At 34.7% G+C, this 7,458-nt stretch carries 4 protein-coding genes and 1 pseudogene; 2 read left to right on the top strand and 3 right to left on the bottom strand.

Annotation, left to right across the window (positions count from 1 at the left end; genetic code table 11):
- Positions 1–290: 290 nt before the first annotated feature.
- Complete coding sequence (locus ACLKMH_RS14920; protein ID WP_413698866.1) at positions 291–1,943, top strand: EAL domain-containing protein; 1,653 nt, start codon at positions 291–293, stop codon at positions 1,941–1,943.
- Between the two features lie 62 nt (positions 1,944–2,005).
- On the opposite strand, the gene ACLKMH_RS14915 is transcribed toward ACLKMH_RS14920, so the two are convergent.
- The 3 genes from ACLKMH_RS14915 to ACLKMH_RS14905 form a co-directional block, all read right to left on the bottom strand.
- Positions 2,006–2,659, bottom strand: a complete 654-nt coding sequence (locus ACLKMH_RS14915) for a DUF1566 domain-containing protein (protein WP_413698865.1) — start codon at positions 2,657–2,659, stop codon at positions 2,006–2,008.
- Positions 2,640–3,290, bottom strand: coding sequence for a DUF1566 domain-containing protein (locus ACLKMH_RS14910; RefSeq protein WP_413698864.1), 651 nt, complete (start codon positions 3,288–3,290; stop codon positions 2,640–2,642). The genes ACLKMH_RS14915 and ACLKMH_RS14910 overlap by 20 nt, the downstream gene beginning before the upstream one ends.
- 185 nt (positions 3,291–3,475) lie before the next feature.
- A complete protein-coding gene (locus tag ACLKMH_RS14905; protein WP_413698863.1) occupies positions 3,476–4,678 on the bottom strand; it encodes a helix-turn-helix domain-containing protein in 1,203 nt (400 codons plus the stop codon).
- A gap of 500 nt (positions 4,679–5,178) precedes the next feature.
- On the opposite strand from ACLKMH_RS14905, the pseudogene ACLKMH_RS14900 reads away from it, so the two are divergent.
- Positions 5,179–7,406, top strand: a pseudogene (locus tag ACLKMH_RS14900) (ABC transporter permease subunit).
- The last annotated feature ends 52 nt before the right edge of the window (positions 7,407–7,458 follow it).

The following is a 7,458-nucleotide window of genomic DNA, read 5'->3' as shown; positions in this document are numbered from 1 at the left end:
TAATTACTTTTTAGCGTCAGTTAATCTTCAATACCAATAAATGCAAACATATGGGTCATCTCAGTTCTACTGTGATGACCCTTTTTCATTATCTTTTACTTTATTTTCTGTCTAATTAAGCTAACCTATTGTATAGATAACATTATATGTTCATATGCAGATTAATTAATCATTTAAAATCAATTAGTAATGATTTGATGCTCATTAGGTTAAATATGTTATCTAAATTTAAACCAGTAACATAAACCAACTAATTTTTTATAATTGGTAAAACCCTAGGAAAGTCTTAAGTGAAAGAGAATAATCAACAATTAGCATTACTTAATAAACTAGTGCACATTTTTGACTCTTCTACGGACGGGCTTTGGTACATGGGCAAGGATGATACCGTTCAATTCTATAATAGTACCTTCTATGAACAATTCGATTTACCACTAGTTAATTCAGTTTTAGAGGACTGGGTTAAATTGATGCATCCTGTTGACGTTAAAACATTCAATGCAAGAGTCAAATCACATAAAGAAGCTAATACAGAGAGAATGGTAAGCCAGTATCGAGTAAAAACCAAAGAGGGTCAATATATCTGGATTGAAGCCACTGGTATTATGGTTACAGAGAATAATGAAACTTATATGGTTGGTTGCCATCGAGATATTACTGAACAAAAGTCATTAAATGAAAATCTTTCCTATGCTATTTATCATGAAAGAGAAACGGGTTTATTTAATTGTGAAAAATGGGAATCTGATATCAGCAGATGCCACCCATTAAGCCAAGGTGTCATTTACGGTATATCCATTGAACATTTTTATCATTACCAGCGCCGTTGGGGTATTCAAGTCATACATCAAATTGTAGAAATGCTTGAATCTGGCTTACAATCGTTTCTACCAAGTGGCAGTAAACTATATCGTGTTAGTCCAAATGTATTTGTTGTTTGGTGTTTTTCTCCTCTAAGTACAGATATGACTTCTTTTATCGGCCAGTCTTTAAAAAATCTATTTGTTAATGACGAAAGTTCCGATTGCATGGTATCTGCAGATGATATTGCTATCGGTATCATTCACGAACGTGACTTTCTGGCACAGAATGCACTTAGTCTTTTGCTTAAAACGGTAAAGTATGCACGCTTAAATAAAAAAATATCAATGTATACTGGGGATGTAAAAAAGAACATTGATCGATATTTTGCCATTATTGATGCTTTAGGTGATGCAATATCTGCGGATCAAATTAGCATTGCCCTACAACCTATTGTTGATATTAATAGCAAAAAAATTATTAGTTATGAAGCCCTAGCACGTTGGACACATTCACAGTTAGGAATGGTTCGACCTGATGAATTTATTAATATTGCAGAACAACAGGGTCATATTGCGACACTTGGTTTATCCGTGTTACGTAAAAGTTGTCAGTTTTTAGTTAATTATGATCAGGCCGATGATGACCTCCCATCAATAAATATCAATGTTTCAGTTATTCAATTACTAGATGGCCAATTTGCACAACAAGCTGAATCAATTGTTCGCCTTGTAGGCTTGGTACCTGAACGGGTAATATTTGAAATAACGGAATCACACCTTTTAGATTTTGAAAAACGTGGTGTTGAACAACTACATGTATTACATAAACGTGGATTTCATTTATCCTTGGATGATTTTGGTGCTGGATTTAGCTCTCTTACCAGTTTATTCCGTTTACCATTATTGCAAATTAAAATAGATAAGGACCTAGTATGGGGAGCTTTGTCTAGTAAAGCTTGTCGTGATTTAATATTGTATTTAGTACAACACTGTCAATCACATAATATCGAGTTGCTTGCTGAGGGTATTGAAACACCAGAGATGGAGCAGGCTATGTTGGATATGGGAGTCTCATTAATTCAAGGTTTTGGTGTATATCGTCCTTCTGATGAAAGTGTTTGGCTTGAAAATAAACCTTAATAGTAAAAAAGGGATCAAAACTGCCAATAAAAACTGACACTTTTGATCCAGCTATTTAGATTTTATTTAATGTTACGAACTAACAAGGTATAGTTTTTTGTCATCACCAAATCTGTTGCATTTTCTGAAGACATATCATAATCAGATGGAACGCCTGTTTTAGGATCACTTCTTTGTGCGCCAGCACCGTGCCAGTCAAAATATTCCGTCGCTGAAGAATTCTTTTTACTGAAGGCTTTACCAAAAGAAATATAGTTAGCTGAATATTTAAAGTCTCCCTGGGTTGTGTTCGACCAAACCCATAAAGGATCATCAATTGTGTTTTCGCCTGTTAATGTGAAAATACTAATATCAATCGCAGGCCATGAACCAACTTCACCACCATATTTAACAATGCTTTGAAGTTCTTTAATATTTGGTAAACGCCAATCATCATATCCGGCAAGAGTTGATGATTGCGCATCAGCCATTGCAGTTTGCCAGTCTCTCCTATTACCATCATCTGACTGTCGCCACATGAGACCGGTTGCTTGGTCTGTTACTGTTCCGTCATTGTTTTTAACAAAGTCGTTTACACCATAAACATTTTCTTCACCACGAACACAACGAACAAAATTACCCGGTGCTTCGATACTTTGGTCATTGGTACCAAATTTAAAACCGGTTTCATAGGCTTTAATATGGCCATCGGCAAAGTTATAACCAAATGTCTGCATCAACATTCTCAGTATTATGCACAGGGCCTAATGTATATTTAGTGATTGACCAATACTGACCGATATAAGCCATTCGTTTGTCATATCGAAAATCAAAATATTCAGTATCAATGTAAGGTGTATTTTCACTTTCATTACGCGGATTAACAATTTCACCTCTAAAATCAGATAATGAATATAATTCTTTAATAGTAGGTAAGCGCCAATCGGTATAACCAGCCGTGGTTAAAACTTCACAATATCCAATTGCGTCATCATATGAATAGTGTTCATAGTCAGGTGTTTTTTGCCACATCATACCAGTATTATTATCCGTGACGGTTTTATCGCCATTATCAGTATAAGAAGCTTGTACTCCCATAAACTGAGCATCTTGGCCATACAGCGTTTCGCCTTCAGATGCACAAACCATTTCAGCACCCGCATTATCAAAACATTTTTCCTGCTGAGTATCTACAACTACAAAAGTAACTTTAGGAGTTGTTTTGTCCATTAGGTTTAGAGCAACCTCAGAACTAACAGTATTGATAGTTTCACTACACCCAGTTGCCGTTAGAACCAATAAAGACAGCGTTGATAATAAGAATTTTTTGTTGTGTCGTATTTTTTTGTTATGTAGTGATGTGTTCATTATTTAATACCTCATTGTTACTTTCAGGTTTGGATTATAGAAACGAAATTCTTAAAGCGGATTATGTATCTTTTACAGATAAATTTCGCTTAACCCGCTAAGTCCGAACCCTGTTACAAGTATTAAAACGTACAATCAAAACATAAAATTCAATTTAAAATCAGTTGGTTACCAAAACCGCTAAGTTAGAACTTTTTATTTTTATATTGAGATGGGGTCATATCGGTAATTTTTTTAAATACGACATTAAAAGTCGATTTTGAATTAAAACCAGATGCATAAGCAATATCAAGTAAGGTGAGTTGTGAATTATCGATATCGTTAATGAGCTCCTTTACATTATTAATTCGATATTCATTTACAAAAAGATAAAAGTTCTTATGCAATTGTTCATTAATGACTTGTGTTAAATAATGACGTGGAATCGTAAGTTGTTTTGACAGCTTTTCTATTGTTAGATTTGCATCTAAATAAGGTTTATCTGTTGTCATATGGTGTTCAAGCTTTTTTAGATACCTTAAAGATTGGCTTTCAGTTAAACCAGAACGTTCATATTTAGACTTTTTCTGTTGGCAGGTTACTTTTTTAGTTAATGGTTCATGTTGCGCACTAATCGCATTACTTGTCATTGTTGTTTCTGTTAAGCAATTAAACTCAATTTTTTCATCAACTGTTATATCCAGTTGTTTTTTATTTGTCTTTGATTGATGAATGTCTTTAAAAAGAGAAGGTTGCTGTAAACTAAAAAAACTTAACATAAATACAAAGATAGTTAATGAAAAACTGTGTGTGAAAATTTCAGTGGAAGATAATAAAGGTGTAACAGTTGCGATTATATAGGTACCAAGAAACCAAGCTATGATCCAATATAACCACTTTAAATTTACTTGTGTCGTTATTTCAGAAAAATGGCTGAAAACTTGTTGCCCATGTTTTCTTAAACGTAAAATAGATAGTGTCGAATAACTACTAACTGAAACAAAATTAAGGCATATAACGAATTGATCAAATAAAATAGAAACTTGGTCTTGTCTTTCTCCTGGCGGTGTAAATTTTTGTTCAAAGATAATCTGATATAAGGAGATAAAAATAAAAGGAAGAAAGTGAATGTAACTTTGTTTATCAAACTTTGTTAAATCACCAATTAAACTTTTTATATAAAGCCATAAAAAAGGGCCAAAGGTAAGAGGGTACATCAGATGCATTTCAAAAATAGGAAATGAAATATCCAACATATCAGGGGCAAAAGTACGCGACAATAGAGGAATGGTTAAAAATATAAACCAACTTATTAGCAAATATTCATGTAACTCTTTCCGTGGTCGTAATAATAATAGGCTAAGAATAAAGACAACGTGAGCAACTCCATAATTTGAAATTTCATACATAATTAAGTGAGCACCCTAAAAATTTCAAGAATAAACATCCTTATATACCCATGCTACCTCAAGATGCAAAGCCAGCAAGACAAATTGTACCGAGATGCTAGGCATAAAATTGAAGTATAGTTATTCTACATAGAGATTTTATAACAACGCAGATTGGTGCAAGTTGCCTTGCCCTACGAGGCGCAACCTCGAAAACCAGTCCTGCGTTGCAACAATCAAAAAGGGAATAACCATTATCTCATGTTGCGCCTTGCTCTGGTATCCGAGGTTTCGCCTGACAAAGCATCTTGAGGTGGCATGGGTATAGTTATTATTTAATCTTGTAATTGTATCTGAAAAGTAATCTAAGCCCAACTATAGGTAAATAACCCTTACAAACAGCTAACAAACCGTTAATAATAATATAAAACCTCGTCAAACCTAACAAAAACGGACACTGTCATATAACTGTCATAAAGCGACAATATACTCCTCGCTATCTATAATATTGGAGAGTATTAATGCACAGCGATTTATCAAACCAGTTACGCGCGAACCAAAAACGTGTAATAAAAGATAAAATAGTTAAATACAGTATCAGTAGTGGTGGGGCCTTAGTTTTAGTCACATTATTATTGATTTTTGGCTACTTACTTTATGTCGTATTCCCTATTTTTGCACCGGTAACTATCGAAGTAGAAAAACAGTTTACTCAAAAAAATAACCAGGCAATTTATGCCCTTGGTTTAGATGAGCAAAACGATATAGGTTACCAGGTAACAGAACAAGGAGAATTGTCATTTTACTCTTTGCGTGATGATGATTTAGGTGAAGTTTTATTGACAAAATCGATGTTAAATCAACCTGTTGCATTTGCAAAATCGTCACCTAGCTCAAACATTTATTTGCTTGCTAATGATATGGGACAAGTCTCTATCTTTAAGCCTGACTTTGAAACAAGTTATCCAAATAATAAACGTCTTATTAGTGCGACCATTGACTATCCTCTAGGGGAAGCTTTAATAGATATTGATCCTCAAGGTGCTTCAATTGAATCTGTTACTTTTGAAATTTCAGATGAAGGAGCCGCTATTGTTGCATTAACAAGTGATCAACGTGCTTTATTTGTTTCATTAACATCAAGTGTCAATATGATGACCGAAGAAACGACTTGGAAACAGGAGCTTTTCGAATTACCTTCATTCCCTAAAAACGTTTCACAAATGTTAATTAGCCCAAATTTAAGGCATTTATTTGTTCGCTCTGGTGATGAGTTAGTCGTTTATGACATTTCTGAAACAAATAATATTCGCATTAAATCTGCGCTTCCTATTAATGCTATAAATACCCATGTCTCTGATATGACCTTATTAACTGGAGCAAGTTCGTTAATCGTTGCTAATGAAGATGGTACTATCAGCCAATGGTTTGAAGTGTTAAAAGATAATAAAAGAAACTTTACTTTTATTCGTGACTTCGATGCGGAAATGCACGTTGGTAGCATTGTGCCAGAGTATTATCGTAAAGGTTTCTTAACCACTGATGATCAAGGTTATTTATCTGTTTTTCACACAACGGGTGATACTCGCCTTTTACATGAGAAAATTAGTGATAATGCAAAATTATCAGCTACCTTTTCTCCTCGAGCAAACTCAATCTTAGTAAAAGATGACAGTTTAATTACATTATACGAAATAGAAAATGAGCATCCTGAAATTACTTGGTCAGCATTATGGCAGGAAGTTTGGTATGAAGGTTACCCTGAACCTGCTTATTTATGGCAATCAACTTCTGCAAGTGATGACTTTGAAGCTAAAATGAGCTTAGTGCCAATTTCATTTGGTACCATTAAAGCCGCTTTTTATGCCATGTTATTTGCTGTGCCTATTGCGATTTCAGGCGCAGTATATACCGCTTACTTTATGTCTTCTTCTATTCGTTCTTATGTAAAACCAACAGTAGAAATCATGGAGGCATTACCAACAGTAATACTCGGCTTCTTAGCAGGTCTATGGTTAGCACCTTTAATTGAAAGTCATTTACCTGGCATTATTCTGCTCTTAATTGTACTTCCTTTAAGTATCTTAGCGTACCGCTTTATTATGGACTCTTTTACCGGAGAAAACTCGACAGAGTATTCCTGAGGGCATTCATCCGCTAATCTTAATACCCGTTCTATTAGTTGCTGGTTACCTATCAATGAGCTTTAGCACTACGCTAGAAATGTGGTTATTTGATGGTGATACACGTATGTATTTAACCAATGAATTAGGCATTGACTTTGACCAACGTAACTCGCTAATTGTTGGTATTGCGATGGGATTTGCCGTTATTCCGACAATCTACTCTATTGCGGAAGATGCGATTTTCAGTGTGCCAAAGAGTTTAACAATGGGCTCTCTGGCATTAGGTGCAACTCCTTGGCAAACACTTGCTAAAGTAGTTATTTTAACTGCAAGCCCAGGTATTTTCTCAGCAGTTATGATGGGAACTGGTCGTGCGGTGGGTGAAACAATGATTGTATTAATGGCGACGGGTAATACTCCTATTATGGATTGGAATATTTTTGAGGGTATGCGTTCATTATCTGCAAACATAGCCGTTGAAATGCCAGAATCTGAAGTAGGTAGTTCACATTACCGTGTGTTGTTTTTAGTCTGCATTTGTACTGTTTGTCTTCACCTTTATATTTAATACGGTGGCAGAACTTGTACGTCAACGCTTACGTGAAAAGTATTCAAGCTTGTAACGTAATTTAATGAAAACAATAATCTGCTAGTAATAACTGTAGCGTGTTAATA

The organism is Psychromonas sp. KJ10-10 (assembly GCF_047323245.1).
Lineage (GTDB): Bacteria > Pseudomonadota > Gammaproteobacteria > Enterobacterales > Psychromonadaceae > Psychromonas.
Note: the sequence above shows the minus strand (reverse complement) of the source record. Positions and strands in the feature narration are given on the sequence as shown.